The organism is Paenibacillus vortex V453 (genome assembly GCF_000193415.1).
GTDB classification, from domain to species: domain Bacteria; phylum Bacillota; class Bacilli; order Paenibacillales; family Paenibacillaceae; genus Paenibacillus_AQ; species Paenibacillus_AQ glucanolyticus.
Window position 1 is genome coordinate 1 of the sequence record NZ_ADHJ01000010.1, and the last position, 14,676, is coordinate 14,676.

Genomic DNA, 14,676 nt, shown 5'->3' on the forward strand with positions numbered 1-14,676 from the left:
CCAATGTCCACAAAATGGGGTCTTGACCAGCGTGCTCGGGGTCCTTTTTTGGGGAAGTGACTTTCATGAGGTCGGGAGGGGACAGGTGCCTTATGGTGATGAGGCAGGATGCTGACTGGAACGAGGATACCCAATCCGATATCCGAACTTCGGATATCCCGTGTTACAATGAATGACAAATGATGGAGCACAGTGCATGCATACAATGGACTGCAATCACTTTTTGCGGCTGTTGCAGCACCTGGCAGACATTGAACATTTGCATCGAAAGGAAGATTTACGATGAGCGCAAGCATTCTATATATCGAGGACGACCATGAAATCGGCGGTTGGGTCAGTGAATTTCTTAAAGACAAGGGTTATGAGGTGCGGTGGCAGCTCAGCGGGGAGAAGGCTGTAGAGGAAGCGGTGGCATGTGCCGTCGTCATTCTGGACGTCATGCTTCCGGGACTTGACGGCTTTACGATCGGACAGCGAATCAAGAAGGCATATCCCGGTCTGCCTATCCTGATGCTCTCGGCCAGAACTGCCATTGACGATAAGCTGCAGGGGCTGGAATTTGCCGATGACTATCTGACGAAGCCTTTCCATCCGGACGAGCTGGCTGCCCGTCTTGAGGTGCTGCTTCGGCGGTCCGTCGTCAAGTCTGCAGAGCCTTTGAGAGTGAAGCACTTATCCGTGTATGAGGCCGAGAATCGGATTGTGAACGAGGATACCGGCGAGGAGACACTCCTGACCGGTAAACAGTATCAGATATTTATGTACCTGCTCCAGCATCAGGGGCGTGTGATGACCAAGGAGCAGATTTATGAATCGGTCTGGGGCGAGTCCTATATCGAAGGGGATAAAACGCTGATGGTTCACATCCGCTATCTTCGCGAGAAGCTGGAGCGGGACCCCGCCACACCGGAGATTATTGAGACTGTGCGCGGGCTGGGCTATCGGGTGAGAGCATGAGATGGAGAAGGAACAGAGGAAGGTTCCGCAAATCGTTGACCAACCGGTATTTGCTGTTAATCTCGCTGGCCATGATTTTCATGCCGATTATGTTTCCGTTAGCCTCGATTCTCTACTGGTTCGTGAACGATACGTTCTCGGAGAAACCGGCTGTACCTGTCGAGAAGTATACAAGCGGTGCTGTGTTAGAGAAGATGTGGCACGAGGAGGCAGCAACATTAAGCGGGGCTTCGCCAGAAGCCATAGAGCGAAGGCTGCATGCAATTCAGCTGGAGTATCCGGAGATCTCGATGTTCTGGGTGGACGGCAGCAATGAGACGAGGCTGCAGATGCCGGTGCAGCCAAGCCTCCCCGAGGTATGGAGCGCACCCTACACCGTTCAATTCATGAAGAATGCCGTGGACGGAGACCCGTTCACTTCGGTGGCCTTTATCGGTGGAGAGGCATCGGGGGAAGGCTTCATAGTGATGCAAATACCGAGAAAATATATCAGTGTCCAGCAGCCAATCGCCAGCGAAACGGCGATGTATGGCCTGTTTATAACCTTGATGTCGGTTCTGTTTATTGTGGTCTCCTGGCTGTTCTTCGTGCGCATCCGCAAGCGGCTGCTGCGACTTCGTTCTGCTATGACCTCCCCTCACACTGTGACAGGTTTACCGCAGCCGGTCGCCTTAACCAAGCTTGACGAGATCGGGCAGCTGGAAGAGGGCTATAACCATATGGTCATCCAGTTAGAGGAGGGGCAGCGCCGCCAGCGTGAGGAGGAGGAGCTGCGCAAGTCGCTGATTGCTAATCTGTCACATGATCTGAGAACGCCGCTGACGGTGATTCGAAGCCATATTTTCTCCATGGAGCGGGAGCCGCTGAGTGAGAAAGGGAAGGAATCATTGTCCCTCATCGAGTCGAAAATCGCGGACTTGGGCGGACTGATCGACAATATGTTGTCCTACAATCTGCTGGCCAGCGGCAAAGTGAAATTGAACATGGAACCGACGGACGTTCTGCGGACGGTCAAGGAAAGTGCAGCTGCCTGGTATCCGGTGTGGGAGAAGGCGGGAATCGAGCCCGATATCCAAGTGCGCGACGAGCCGCTCAACTGGAATGTGGATGTGCTGTGGTTCCGCAGGCTTCTGGATAATCTGTTCCAAAATGTCGTCCGTCACGCCAAGTCAGGACAGTATATCGGTATTCATACGGAAGAGAGAGAAGGGCTTGAGGGCATGCTTGTCATTTCGGATCGCGGACCGGGAGTCAGAAGCGACTCACAGAACAAAGGCACGGGCATTGGCCTGGCTATCGTGGATCACCTGACAAGGGAAATGGGCCTGGGCTGCCATGTGGAAAGCTCGGATGAAGGTACGAGGATCAGCATCTGGAGGCGGTGAGGTTTCAGGTATCGAGGATATAAGAATCGTGCTCGGATGGTGAAAGGGTGTAGGCATATTTGAAAATGGGGAACCGCCGTGTTGGCTGGTTCTTTTTTTTGCGTTACTAACAAGAAAGACACCCTTCCAGGGTGTCTTCGCACAATTGCTTTTCGCTCGAGTTTCACGAGCTCGTCAGTGAACTTGGTTCATAAGCAAGGCAGGCTACAGTTGCTAGACTGAGAGAGAAACCCATTTTGAGATCCACATGTACCAGTACATTCATATCCATAGTTAACCACGCCCCCATCGTAATGATTAATCTACCTATGAGAGAGCAGAGTGATTGGCATGCCATCATCAGCGTCAGGTAGCCCCCCTGTACGGACGCAATCAGCGTTTCGGCAAAGTGATTATATCATATTCGGTCACTCGCTGATAGTATTTCCGAGTCGATGGGCATGGATGCAGGATTACTAATGAGCGCTGCTTAGTGAAGTGCCTCTTGTATTTGTGCAAAAGCGCAAAAGCATCGGCGTAGGGAACGGAATTATTGCTGGAGAAGCGAAGCGTTCGCCTTTAAATCCGGTAAACTACCTCTGGACAGATTCAGCTTCCCGGATTTAACAGCGGTCCGGTCCCGCAGCGGTTTGAACAGCACGCAATCACTCATGCTTAACTTTTTTAAATTAAATTTAAACTTCAGGTCGACCGGCATTTAACCTTGGACATGTAGGATGTATCCTGAGGTGATGAACGTGACGGAACTCGTCATTCAAACGAAAGGCTTATATAAAATATATAAAAAACGCGCGGCAGTCGTGGATTTGAACCTGGAGATTGCCCGTGGCGATATCTACGGCTTCCTGGGACCGAATGGCGCAGGGAAAACAACGACCATTCGCATGCTGCTTGGACTGATCCAGCCCACGCGCGGGGCGATTCATTTGTTCGGCAAGGATTTGAAGCGCGAGAAAATGAACATTTTGCAGCGGACAGGATCTCTCGTGGAATACCCATCCTATTACGGTCATCTGACGGCCATTGAGAATCTGGAGGCGATTCGCCGGATCACCGGCGGGCCGAAGTCCCGCATCGCGGAAGTACTGGAGATTGTCTCCCTGACGAAGGAAGCCAAGCGACCGGTCAAGGGATACTCCCTTGGGATGAAGCAGCGTCTTGGCATTGCAGCCGCTTTGTTCAACAATCCGGAGCTGCTTATCCTGGATGAGCCGACCAACGGTCTTGATCCATCCGGCATTCATGAAATCCGGGAGCTGATCAAAAACATGCCGCGTCAATACGGCATTACCGTGCTGGTATCCAGTCACCTGCTGGGCGAGGTGGAGCAGATGGCCGATAAAGTCGGCATCATCCGTGACGGCCGGATGGTGTTCCAGGATACCATCGACCATCTGGTATCCACCGCATCCAGCGGGTTCCGATTGTCGGTATCGGAGCCGGAGGCTGCGCTCGGACTGGCGCTGGACCTGGGCTGCCAAGGGGTGCTGCGAGACCATGTGCTGGAGCTGGAAAGTATGCAGGATGCCAAGGTCGCCCTGCTCGTGAAGCGGCTCGTTGAGAATCAGCATGCCGTGTACCGTGTCGAGGAGCAGCGGAGGTCACTCGAGGATATTTTCATGCAGATCGTAAGGGAGGGAAGCCGGATATGATGTTCCGTGCGCTGTCCGCCGATTGGCTGAAAATAAGGGGCAAAGGCATCTGGTTTCTCGCGGCGCTCGGTCCCATCGGACTGGCGGCGATGCAAGGGCTGAACTTTGGACTTCGGTATGATTATCTGATGAAAACGTATGCGGCAGATCCCTGGGGCGGGCTGCTGGAGAATGTTACGTTTTTTGTTCCCATCGCCCTGTTCCTGGGCATTACGCTGATCTGCTCGCTGATGGCCAACGTGGAGCATCAGCTCAGCTCGTGGAAGCAGCTGCTGGCATTACCCATTTCAAGAACCGCTGTATTCAGTGCAAAATTCGTGCAGGCCTTCTTGATACTCTGCGTATCCTGTACCCTGCTGACGGTGAGTGTCGCCGTGCTTGGCATGCTGCTAGGAATGGGTGCGGATCGCATGCCGTATATGGATCTGATGCGTATTGGGTTCTTGCCTATGTTCGCCTCGCTGCCGGTCTTGGCTTTTCAGTTATGGCTAAGCCTGACGCTCAAGAATCAAGGGATATCCTCGGCGATAGGCATCACCGCTTCGGTAGTATCCATGTTTGCCATGGAGTTCCCGGATTGGGTGCCGCTGAAATGGCCGCTGCTCGCTTACATCGGTCCTGAAAAAGCGACATTTATAGGAGCGGGTTTACTGCTTGGGGCCGTCATTGCTGCAGCTGGACTCATACATTTCAACCGGAAGGACGTGGACTAGAGATGGCGTCTTATACAAGAGCAATATCAGCAGAGTGGCTCAAGCTGTCGAAGTCCAAATTATGGCCGCAGATTCTGCTGAATGGGGTACTGGTTTTGATGCTGGGGATTCTAGGTGGCAATCCGATCCAGGGAGCCCCATGGGAGTATTTGCTATCCATGATGTGTTTTCTGCATGCGATGCTGCTGCTCCCGATCATGACCGGGATTTTCAGTGCAATGGTGTGCCGCTACGAGCATACCGGTGGGGGATGGAAGCAGCTGCTGGTCCTGCCGGTGTCGCGTGGTGTCGTCTATTCTGCCAAATTCACGGTGGTGGCTATCTTGCTTGCTGCTGTGCAAGTGCTGTTCCTGGTGGCTGTCATGGGAGCTGGATGGTTCCATAGGATCGAGGCTCCGATTCCTTGGGAGATGCTGCTGCGCAGCCTGGTGGGTGGCTGGGTTGCTTGTCTGCCGCTTGCCGCGCTTCAGCTTGGTGTTTCCACGGCCTGGAGCAGCTTTGCCGCACCGCTGGCACTAAACGTTGTATTCACCATCCCGAACATCTTGGTGGCTAACTCGCAGACGTATGCCCCTTATTATCCGTGGACGCAGCCGTTTCTTGCGATGATGCCAGCGGGTCAAGCCGATTTCGGCGCCTTCAATGTTCCGTTTGAGAGCCTTATGATCGTGATTGTTGGCGGGTTTCTGTTATTTTTCCTCGGAGGATTCATCTATTTTCAGCGCAAGGAAGTGTGATTACTCCTAACCGGAGTGCAGCGGATGCATTCCGAGAAGAAGCGTTCACCAATGATAAAAGAGCTGCCCCAGGTCCTTGATGGCCTGCTGGAGCAGCTCTTTACGCTATCTTGCTATGGTTGAAGCGAACCCTTGCTAATTCGGCAGCTCTACCCACGCATAAGGGGTGGCGGCTGCCTTTAATCCGTATTCGATGATGGTAATGACGGCAATGGTTTCAGCCGGGTCAACGGCAGGCTTGCCCGTTTCGAAGAAATTCACCAGATTCTCGATGAACAAGGCAAAGAAATTTGAATGGGCGGTAACCTGCTTGAAGCTGCCATCTTCATTTTTAATGCCTAGAGTAAAAGGGCAATTCTCCCCAAGATGATTCACGGCAGCTTGTCGTCCGTTACCGTAATCGATGAGCAGGGCAGGAGAGTCCGGTGTACCAACGAACATGACCCTCTTCGGATCTGCTCCCATCAAACGGACTACGGGTTCGATTTGATGGATCGAATAGTTGGCGAATCCGCCGGGCCCCCAGCTGCTAATGGTCTGAATGCCGCTCCGGTCCAGCTCCGTGTACTCACTGGCAAAACGAAGGGCAGACGTTGAATACATCGGTGTTCCGTGGGCTGTCGCCAGATCGAACATTCGGATCGCTGTCTCTCGGTCAGGAGCGAATGTTTTATCGATATAGGTCGGTTTGCCGGATTGCAGCGGAAGCCGGGACAGCTCCTCATGGAACTCCGGGTTATCCGGGGACAGCACGATCAGGTAATCACTGCGCTCCACCACGTCCTCGATAGCGGGCAGCAGCTCAATTTCATTCTCCTTGCACCAGGCTGCGTTTGTGAGCCCGTTCTCTTTATCTCTTTTGCCGTAAGCGTAAACGACCTTCATGGCACTTCCTGTAGCCTGATCGATCCATCCAGGATATTTATTCGCATGGAATTGGTCCAGATGCAGGTCGATGAATCCGATTTTTTTCATGGTAAAATAGGCCTCCCTGGCTTCGAACTATAGGTTAATGGCTGTTCTGGGCTACGGGTTGCAGCGAAACTTCCGCCCCTTGGTCGGACGAATCGTAGATCGCCTGGATAATCTGGGAGGACAGGATGACGGTATCGATATGCGACGGCTGTTTTTCCCCGGTTTGAATGCACTGAATGAAGCTATCGATCTCATTCTGGAACATGCTGCCGAGGTTGAATTTTGGCGTTGTCTCAATTAAGGCACCGTCCTCCGTAGTGTAGAAGGTAAAGTCTGCGCCATACTTCAGCCGTATGCCGCCTTTGTCCCCGAGGAAGTCGATGAACATCTCTTCGGCGCCGATGTTTTGCGCCCATGCGCCGTTCAGGGAAATGGTCGGGCCCTCGGTGCGGACCAGAGCGGTGACAAAATCGTCGACATCATAGGTGCCTTCATATTTCGGAGGACCTGCCCACATTTTGAGGAAGGTGTAGTTCTCCATATCCTTGCCCAGCTTGCAGTAAGCCTGCCCGGACACGGTCTTCGGCTTCGGGTCGCCTGTGCAGTACATCACGACATCGAGGAAGTGAACGCCCCAATCGATCAGCGCGCCGCCGCCGGCGATGGCCTTGGTTGTGAAGGCCCCGCCGAGACCCGGAATCGAGCGGTGGGAGCGGAAGCTGGCATATACGTGATACAGCTCGCCGAGATCACCGTTCTGAATCATTTTCTTGATTCTGTTTACGCTTTCATTGTAGCGGTTGACCACCCCAATATTGAGGGTTTTGCCGGTTTCGTGCTGAACCTTTTGCATTTCCAGAGCTTCGTTGTAGGTACGGGCGGCGGGCTTTTCGCATAACACATGTTTGCCTGCCCGCAGACAATCCATGGCGATGGATGCATGCACATCATTCGGCGTACAGATCGATACGGCATCCACTTCGGGATCATTCAGGATCTGGTTGTAATCCTCAATGGCCTGGCCGCACTCGTATTTGGTTACAGCAGCATCGGCCCGTTCCTTCACGATATCGCAGAAATACTTGATTTCGGCGTCTTTGTTGGCTATGTAGGCGGGAATATGGGCGCTGTTTGCAATCGTACCGCAGCCAATCACGGCAATTGTAATTTTGTTCATCGGTTCTCCTCCAAAATCGTGGATTGATGATGCAGTGATTACAGGGACTTGTCACTCGATTCTTCGTTCTTGCTTGCCCAGAGTATAGCATGGGAACGATCTATTCGATTTCACTATCGTGTTTATTTATTGGATTATCGTACCGAGGGCGCTAGTCAACGGTTTTAAATGCGTTCTTTTTGTAGTAAGCAGGAGTCGTTCCCGTATACTTCTTGAAAATGCGGCAGAAGTAGGAAAGCTCGTTAAAACCGACCTTGAAACATACATCGGTTATCGTCAGTTCGGGCTCCGTCAGCAGCCGCATCGCCATTCGTATCCGGTAATTGGCCAGGTACTGACTGAAGGTCCGGCCGGTAACTTCCTTAAACCGGCGACAAAAATTCGTTCGGGACATCATCGTCCGGGCACACAGTTCCTCCAGCCACAGGGGCTGGTCATAATGGTCATGAATATACTGGACCGATTCCAGGATGGGCTCCCGGTACGGGTCGCTGCTCGAGCTTGACGATTTAAGTTTGCCCTGGTCGGCATGCTCGCGGTTCAAGATCGCCAGCAGCTTCAGCAGATTGGCTTTTAGCAAAATATCAAAGAATGGACCCCGGCTTCCGTACTCGGCCAGCATTTCGGTAAGCAGTTCCTTCACGGCCAGATCGCTGCTGCCGGTCAAGGTGATCTTGAGCGGAACGCTGTCTTCCGTAGTTATAAAACGCTCGATGAAGGAGAGGTCAAACAGATTCGGCTCAGCTGGCTTCCCGTCGAGTCGTTCATTAATGAAGGCAGGCATGAATTCGCAGCCGAGCACCTCCAGCTCTTTCCCCGGTATCATCTCCACGCGATGGACGCTATATGGAGGAAGAACGAATATGTTTCCCTGGACCATTCGGTATTTCTGACCATAGAGAGTGTGGATGAATTCACCTTTGCTGACATACCAGATTTGGAGATAATCGTGCATATGATCGGACAAACTCCCGAACTTCTCGGTAATCCGGTACATTTTGCAAGGCAGGCCGTTTGTCATTTCCAGCTCCGATGTAAAGTAGGCGATACCTTTCCGGGTACATTCGGCGATATCCGGTTCCAGCCAGTGAATAGCCATGATTCGTTCCCTCCCCGCGCTCGTGTAAGATCCTGTTATTCATAGCATAACTGATTCATTACATGAAGGAAGAGGAAAAGTTGAAAAAGTTAGCGGATTCCTGTGGTCAGAGTGATGCGTCTGAATGTTTAGAGGTGAGGATACGATGAGGATTTTGAGAAAGTGTGGGCTGGCGAAAGTAGATGAGGAGCTATAGCTTCATGATAAAGAGCCCGGATTCCAAAAATACGGGAAATCCGCGGCTCTTTTCCTTTAAGAGCAAAACTCCTTCAGCATCTGCTCCTTCACTTCTTCTATAGGGAATTGCTGGGGATAGGTGGATATCATGAGCATAATGCCTTGAAGTGTAGAAGAAAAATACATGGAACGTTTACGCGGCTCGGGGACCCCTAGCATCTGGAAGATTCCGCATTGAATCTCAAATTGCCGGGCGGCTTCTTCCACAAGACGCTTGCCGTAAGGTATCAACTCTTGGTCGGCCTCGGGCTGGGTTTGAAGATGCAGGTAGAATCGGAAGACTTCCGGCTGCTGATAGACGTTGTCGATCGCATGCTCAATGATGAACCTCAGCTGTTCTGCAGGAGTTTTAAGCGAAGCGGCATCCTCCATAACCTTGGCCACACCTGCAACGCGATCCTCAACCATGGCGGCCAGCAGCGCTTTCTTTCCTGAAAAATAGTTATAGAGCAGTCCCTTGGATATTGCCGCATGTTTGGCTACATCGCTGATGGAAGTCGCATGGTAGCCTTGATGTATGAATAAATCCATGGCGGCTTCCTGAATCTTATCCTTCGCGATCTGGCGTATGCGTCCGTTCTCGCTTGGTGTACGTGGCATGAAACCTTCAGTCCTTCACAAATTGGATGATATGTCGGGATAATTCATTCGGATGCGTTAGTGTGAGCATATGGTCGGCCTCTGAGATAGTGACAAAGCGAGCGCCCGGAACCCTCCGAAATTGTTCTCCTACCTGCCGGTTATCGGGCATTTCATGATCGCCTATGATAAAGAGCGTTTTGGCAGAGATATCTTCTAAACGCTCCATCGCCGGCGGTTCCGGCCAAACCGAGTCAAAGGTAGCCCAGGTAAAGGTATGCTCAAAATGGTGGCGCAGCATCTGGATCATAAGCCCCCGCTCGGCATGGTTTCTCGTTATCTCATAGGAAGGGGGCTCTATGCACAGTTCGATCATTTTCTCGATATCTGGGGCGGCTGCGCTTACCCGCAGCATGTAAGCTTGCATTTCCTCAGAGTAGGGAAAACCGGACAGGGCAGGTGCAATGAGAATCAGTTCCGACACTCTTTCAGGATATTGGATCGCGAACTCTGTTGCAATCTGCCCGCCCATGGAATGACCAATAACCGCAGCTTGAGGAATATTCAGGTGATCAAGGAGAGATAACAAATCCTGCACGTAATTGGCAGGTTCGATGGGGGAAGGAGATCGGCCGGCTCCGCGACCGTCAAAGGAAATAACATGAAAGTCCTCCGATAATAGAGGCACAACCGAGCTCCAATCCCTCATATCCGCTCCACCGCTGTGAATAAGGACGACAGGCTTTCCATTTCCATACACTTCGTAATGCAGATCCATTAGAATATCCTCCAGTTGATTTACATTTATTCTACTGTCTTGATAGGTTTATTTTATTATTGAATGAACGGTCGGTCAATATAAAAATGGAAATACATAATCAGGAGTTACGCACCCGATTCAGGTGCTGCTCAGGAAGCATTGAGTATGGAATATCGCTGTGAATTAATTCACTTATATGGAATGTGAATTATGTTACAATCGAGAAAATTAAATGTAAAGCCTAAGGGGGAACGGACTGTGGCTCGATATTTTAGCGGTAAAGAAGTGGAACTGTTGGCACCTGCCGGAACATTCGAGATATTCAAGACCGTCATTGACGCAAACTGTGACGCTGTTTATTTCGGGGGACCCTCCCTGAACATGCGCATGATGCGCAAGGGATATAACCTGAGTTACGAAGAGGTCAGAGAAGCTGTCCAAATGGCTCATGATCGCGGGAAGCGTGCCTATATCACCGTGAATAACCTGTTGGATGAAGAGGATTTGGAGGAAGCGAAGCGTTATTTTGCTTTCCTGAACGAGATCGGCCCCGATGCAATCATTGCACAGGACCTGGCCGTGTTTCCTCTGATTCAAGAGATGAACTATGCGAATATTCCGGTTCATTCTTCAGTGATGATGAACGTTCATAATCTGGACATGATCGAAGCCGTTAAAGCGTTGGGGGTTTCACGTATCGTTGCTTCCCGGGAGATGGATCTGAAGACAGCGGAAGTGCTGCATGCCAAGAGCGGGATGGAATTCGAATATTTTATTCACGGCGATATGTGCACGGTCCACGGTGCGAACTGCTTGTACAGCTCGATGCTGTTCGGCAACAGCTCCAGCCGCGGACGCTGCATGAAGCCATGCCGCTGGGATTACCGGGTGAAGAAGGATGGTTACGTCTATCCAACTGAATATCCGCTTGCAGCGAAGGATATGTACATGTACGAGCATATTCCGGAGCTGATCAAGTCCGGCATTACGTCCTTCAAGATTGAAGGTCGGATGAGAGATATTGATTTCTTGCTAATGGTCGTTAATTCCTACGGAGATGCAATCGATCGCTATATTGCGGATCCGCTGGGCTACAACCGCGAGGAGGGATCGGATACGCTGCATAAGAACCGAAAGCGCGATTTCACGACGGCATATGCCTTCGGCAAGCCGGGGCTCGATTTCATTAATCGCCGTTATGAGGGGACAGGCAAGTTCTACAGCACGGGGAAGGTTTTCAGTACGCCAACCGCCGAACGTGAGATGAAGGAGGAGCGGTTGATCCAAGTGAAGGAATCGCTTCGATATGCGAAGCGGGAACGGCAGAGCGCCGCGATTCCGGAAATTACAGTGCATGTGAACAATATGGAGCAGGCTCGCGCGGCATTGGAAGAAGGAGCAAGTTCCATTTACCTGGCAGGCGATGTGTTCCAGTCGGATATTCCATTTGGCCGTGAGGATATCGAAGCCTTAACGGCGGACAAAGGCAGCGCCAAGATTATCCTTGGCATGCCCCGTATGATGGATGAGCTGCATATGGAGCAGTATGCTCATTTTCTGAAGCAGGGCAAAGAGCACAATCATTATGGGCTGGATGGTTTGCTTGTCTCCAACATCGGTGCCATGCACAAGTTCCAATCCCTGGAGCTGCCGATGATGGCCGATTTCAGCTTGAACATTTACAACCATATGGCGGCTTCGTTCTATCAGAAGCATTTTGGCATCACCAGAATCCATCCGTCGCTGGAGCTTCAGCTTAACGATCTGACGAAACTGCTCCGGCATCCGGAATTTACAACCGAGATCATCGTTCACGGATCGCCCATCGTGATGTATCTTGAGCATGATCTATACGCTAATGCGGAAGAGATGGAGTATATTGCGGAAGAAGATAACAAGTATGTCGATAACAATCATCTCGTGCTGCTTACCGATAAAGGGGAGAACCCTGTATACCGCGATGCCGCTGGACGGAACCACTTGGCTATGGCGAAGGAGCTGTGCTACATGCCTTTCCTGCAGGAACTGCATGAAGCAGGCGTGAATCATTTCCGCATTGAAGGGAAGACGTATACGACAGAGCAGCTTCGTGGTCTGGTGCGGTTGTATTGCCAGGCTGCGCGGAATCTGAATTCATGCGGCAAGCTGTTCGAAGGCATGACGCCGATCTATGCCGGATATACCCTGGGTTCGCTGCAATTCGGCACGGTTATGCAGCGTGAGGGAGAACGGAAACCATCCGAAGAGGTGAGTTTCCATGGCGCATGAGGACCAAGCATATATCGGCCCGGAAGCTATCGTGGCGAAGCGTCGGCAGTACGGCTACCCGTGCACCGCTAATTTCTACAAGGAGCCGCCTCAGATTGTCGGTGGCAAAATGCATATGCTCTACGGTCATGATGGCAAATCATATGTCGACTTCTTTACGGGGGTGTCGGTGGTTGCTTGCGGTCACTGCAATGAAGCCATTACCGCCCGTACGATCGAGCAGCTCCAGAAGCTGCAGCATACGTCAACCATCTACCTGACCCAGCCCATGGTGGAGCTGGCGGAGCGGTTGGCAGACGGCATTTTGCCTGGGAATCTGAAGCGAACGTTCTTCGTGAACAGCGGGTCCGAGGCGAATGAAGGCGCCCTGCTTGTCGCACGTTTGCATACGAAGCGTCGCCACTTCCTGGCACTGGAATACGGCCTTCATGGCCGCACCTTCCTGACCATGAATGTGACAGGCATCCCCATGTGGCGTACCGACGACTTCCTGGATGGAGATGTGACTACGTTTATTCCGCGTCCCTATGATCCTGACATGGATCAGGAAGCTGCCGCACGCCGTTCTCTGGATGCATTAGCGAGTGTATTGGCGGAGAAGGGGGGCACGTTCGCGGCAATGATCGTGGAGCCGATCCAAGGCAACGGGGGAATGATCGTGCCGCCGGATTGGTATTTCCGCGAGTTGAAGGCGATGCTGGAGCAGCACGGCATTCTGCTGATTGCCGATGAGATTCAGACAGGCTGCGGTCGTACGGGACGGATGTTCGGGATCGAGCATTATGGCATTGTGCCTGACATTCTCACCATGGCGAAGGCATTGGGCAATGGCGTGCCTATCGGCGCCTTCTCCACAACGGATGAGATCGCCGCCAGTCTGAATCGGCCTTCTGCATCGACCTTCGGAGGCAATCCGGTGTCATCCGCAACAGCGCTTGCTGTCTTGGATTACATCGAGCAGGAGGGTTTGGTTGAACGGTCCGGCCGAGTCGGCAGCCGGCTCATCGAAGGTTTGAAGGACTTACAGAACAAATATGGCGTTATCGCTGATGTTCGAGGCAAGGGTCTTATGGCGGGAGCCGAAATCCGCGGCGCGTCGGACCAGGAAAGTGCAGCATGGACGGATATGCTTCTGGAGCGTATGAAGGAGGAAGGATTTATCATCGGCAAAAATGGCGTGGGCCGAAACGTACTTGCTTTTCAGCCGGCGATGGTTACCCCGGAGAAGGAAATCGAAGCGATGCTGATCTCCTTGGATAGCGCGCTTGCAGGGTTATCCCAGAAGTGAACAGATGAGGGTGATATCCTAATGCAGATGATCAATAAGTTCGTTCATAAGACTAAAATGTTCGGAGAGCTGGTGATGTTCTCCCATACGCTGTTCTCGCTGCCTTTTGCGATCATTTCCATGATCTGGGCAGCGGGTGGCATCCCGTCTTGGCGCGTCATGCTGTGGTCACTCGTTGCACTCGTTGCTGCCCGTAATGGGGCCAATGCCTTCAACCGCATCGCCGACTTGAAGTTTGATGCTGCGAATCCGAGAACGGCTAACCGCCACATGCCAAGAAAACTCCTGTTGTCTCGTGAGGTTCATGTGTTTGTCATCGTTAACTTTGCAATCTTCATCCTTGCAGCAGGCATGCTGAATCTGCTGTGTCTGGTGCTGTCGCCGGTAGCGGTTGTACTGATCTGCTCGTATTCGTACACAAAACGCTTTACGTGGTTGTGCCATCTGTACCTGGGCTTTACGATTGCTTCGGCTCCGATCGGGGCATGGTTTGCCGTAACGGGGCAATTCGCCATAATCCCGTTCATCATCGGTACGGTTGTGATGCTGTGGATTGCAGGCTTTGACATTATTTACGCGACACAGGATATCGAGTTCGATCGTAATACAGGTTTGTTCAGTATCCCTGGCGTGTTTGGATTAAAAGGGGCTCTCCTCATTTCCAGGTCGCTGCATGGCATTATGGTTATGCTGCTGGTCTCTCTTTATGTTATCCAAGGCTTGGGCTGGCTCTATCTGACAGGAATTATCATCTCCATGCTGCTGCTTGCCACGGAGCATCGTATCATAAAGCCCTCCAGCCGCAAGGTGATGAATCTGGCCTCCTACAACCTGAATCAGGTGATCAGTATGACGATTCTGTTCTTTACATTGGCTGATCAGTTTCTGCTGTGATAGTAAAAAAACTCC

At 51.9% G+C, this 14,676-nt stretch carries 14 protein-coding genes; 8 read left to right on the plus strand and 6 right to left on the minus strand.

Features of this window, described 5'->3' with window-relative positions; translation table 11 throughout:
* Positions 1-282: 282 nt before the first annotated feature.
* Both PVOR_RS04820 and PVOR_RS04825 read left to right on the plus strand, forming a co-directional pair.
* Positions 283-957 carry a response regulator transcription factor gene (locus tag PVOR_RS04820; RefSeq protein WP_006207966.1) on the plus strand — a complete coding sequence of 225 codons (675 nt, stop codon included), beginning with the start codon at positions 283-285 and terminating at the stop codon, positions 955-957.
* Complete coding sequence (locus tag PVOR_RS04825; RefSeq protein ID WP_040680218.1) at positions 954-2,342, plus strand: sensor histidine kinase; 1,389 nt, start codon at positions 954-956, stop codon at positions 2,340-2,342. Before PVOR_RS04820 ends, PVOR_RS04825 begins: the two co-directional genes overlap by 4 nt.
* A gap of 529 nt (positions 2,343-2,871) precedes the next feature.
* Here PVOR_RS04825 and PVOR_RS32450 read toward each other — a convergent pair.
* Positions 2,872-2,994 (minus strand): hypothetical protein, encoded by a 123-nt coding sequence (locus PVOR_RS32450; protein WP_268741778.1) that lies wholly within the window; start codon positions 2,992-2,994, stop codon positions 2,872-2,874.
* Between the two features lie 85 nt (positions 2,995-3,079).
* On the opposite strand from PVOR_RS32450, the gene PVOR_RS04830 reads away from it, so the two are divergent.
* The 3 genes from PVOR_RS04830 to PVOR_RS04840 are packed head-to-tail and all read left to right on the plus strand — an operon-like array spanning position 3,080 to position 5,444.
* Positions 3,080-3,994, plus strand: a complete 915-nt coding sequence (locus tag PVOR_RS04830) for an ABC transporter ATP-binding protein (protein WP_040680229.1) — start codon at positions 3,080-3,082, stop codon at positions 3,992-3,994.
* Positions 3,991-4,707, plus strand: a complete 717-nt coding sequence (locus PVOR_RS04835) for an ABC transporter permease (RefSeq protein WP_006207969.1) — start codon at positions 3,991-3,993, stop codon at positions 4,705-4,707. Before PVOR_RS04830 ends, PVOR_RS04835 begins: the two co-directional genes overlap by 4 nt.
* A 2-nt stretch (positions 4,708-4,709) precedes the next feature.
* Complete coding sequence (locus tag PVOR_RS04840; protein WP_006207970.1) at positions 4,710-5,444, plus strand: ABC transporter permease; 735 nt, start codon at positions 4,710-4,712, stop codon at positions 5,442-5,444.
* A 135-nt stretch (positions 5,445-5,579) separates the two neighbouring features.
* On the opposite strand, the gene PVOR_RS04845 is transcribed toward PVOR_RS04840, so the two are convergent.
* The 5 genes from PVOR_RS04845 to PVOR_RS04865 all read right to left on the minus strand — a co-directional run bounded on the left by PVOR_RS04845 (position 5,580) and on the right by PVOR_RS04865 (position 10,229).
* Entirely contained in the window at positions 5,580-6,419 is an 840-nt protein-coding gene (locus PVOR_RS04845) for a hypothetical protein (RefSeq protein ID WP_006207971.1), read from the minus strand.
* A gap of 34 nt (positions 6,420-6,453) precedes the next feature.
* Positions 6,454-7,536 carry a Gfo/Idh/MocA family protein gene (locus tag PVOR_RS04850; RefSeq protein WP_006207972.1) on the minus strand — a complete coding sequence of 361 codons (1,083 nt, stop codon included), beginning with the start codon at positions 7,534-7,536 and terminating at the stop codon, positions 6,454-6,456.
* 151 nt (positions 7,537-7,687) lie between these two features.
* Entirely contained in the window at positions 7,688-8,635 is a 948-nt protein-coding gene (locus PVOR_RS04855) for a helix-turn-helix domain-containing protein (RefSeq protein ID WP_006207973.1), read from the minus strand.
* Positions 8,636-8,887: 252 nt separating this feature from the next.
* Positions 8,888-9,472, minus strand: a complete 585-nt coding sequence (locus tag PVOR_RS04860; RefSeq protein WP_006207974.1) for a TetR/AcrR family transcriptional regulator — start codon at positions 9,470-9,472, stop codon at positions 8,888-8,890.
* Positions 9,473-9,479: 7 nt separating this feature from the next.
* Complete coding sequence (locus tag PVOR_RS04865; protein ID WP_006207975.1) at positions 9,480-10,229, minus strand: alpha/beta fold hydrolase; 750 nt, start codon at positions 10,227-10,229, stop codon at positions 9,480-9,482.
* Positions 10,230-10,469: 240 nt separating this feature from the next.
* On the opposite strand from PVOR_RS04865, the gene PVOR_RS04870 reads away from it, so the two are divergent.
* From PVOR_RS04870 to PVOR_RS04880, 3 genes are read left to right on the plus strand one after another with little or no spacing between them, the layout of a single operon-like run.
* Complete coding sequence (locus tag PVOR_RS04870; protein ID WP_006207976.1) at positions 10,470-12,479, plus strand: peptidase U32 family protein; 2,010 nt, start codon at positions 10,470-10,472, stop codon at positions 12,477-12,479.
* Positions 12,469-13,767 carry an aspartate aminotransferase family protein gene (locus PVOR_RS04875; RefSeq protein WP_006207977.1) on the plus strand — a complete coding sequence of 433 codons (1,299 nt, stop codon included), beginning with the start codon at positions 12,469-12,471 and terminating at the stop codon, positions 13,765-13,767. The genes PVOR_RS04870 and PVOR_RS04875 overlap by 11 nt, the downstream gene beginning before the upstream one ends.
* Before the next feature lie 21 nt (positions 13,768-13,788).
* A complete protein-coding gene (locus tag PVOR_RS04880; protein WP_006207978.1) occupies positions 13,789-14,661 on the plus strand; it encodes a UbiA-like polyprenyltransferase in 873 nt (290 codons plus the stop codon).
* The last annotated feature ends 15 nt before the right edge of the window (positions 14,662-14,676 follow it).

Excerpts from the sequence above, each read along its gene's own strand:
- PVOR_RS04820 (WP_006207966.1), top strand. The coding sequence starts at position 283 with ATGAGCGCAAGCATTCTATATATCGAGGACGACCATGAAATCGGCGGT.
- PVOR_RS04825 (WP_040680218.1), top strand. The coding sequence starts at position 954 with ATGAGATGGAGAAGGAACAGAGGAAGGTTCCGCAAATCGTTGACCAAC.
- PVOR_RS32450 (WP_268741778.1), bottom strand. The coding sequence starts at position 2,994 with ATGAGTGATTGCGTGCTGTTCAAACCGCTGCGGGACCGGACCGCTGTT.
- PVOR_RS04835 (WP_006207969.1), top strand. The coding sequence starts at position 3,991 with ATGATGTTCCGTGCGCTGTCCGCCGATTGGCTGAAAATAAGGGGCAAA.
- PVOR_RS04840 (WP_006207970.1), top strand. The coding sequence starts at position 4,710 with ATGGCGTCTTATACAAGAGCAATATCAGCAGAGTGGCTCAAGCTGTCG.
- PVOR_RS04845 (WP_006207971.1), bottom strand. The coding sequence starts at position 6,419 with ATGAAAAAAATCGGATTCATCGACCTGCATCTGGACCAATTCCATGCG.
- PVOR_RS04850 (WP_006207972.1), bottom strand. The coding sequence starts at position 7,536 with ATGAACAAAATTACAATTGCCGTGATTGGCTGCGGTACGATTGCAAAC.
- PVOR_RS04855 (WP_006207973.1), bottom strand. The coding sequence starts at position 8,635 with ATGGCTATTCACTGGCTGGAACCGGATATCGCCGAATGTACCCGGAAA.
- PVOR_RS04860 (WP_006207974.1), bottom strand. The coding sequence starts at position 9,472 with ATGCCACGTACACCAAGCGAGAACGGACGCATACGCCAGATCGCGAAG.
- PVOR_RS04865 (WP_006207975.1), bottom strand. The coding sequence starts at position 10,229 with ATGGATCTGCATTACGAAGTGTATGGAAATGGAAAGCCTGTCGTCCTT.
- PVOR_RS04875 (WP_006207977.1), top strand. The coding sequence starts at position 12,469 with ATGGCGCATGAGGACCAAGCATATATCGGCCCGGAAGCTATCGTGGCG.
- PVOR_RS04880 (WP_006207978.1), top strand. The coding sequence starts at position 13,789 with ATGCAGATGATCAATAAGTTCGTTCATAAGACTAAAATGTTCGGAGAG.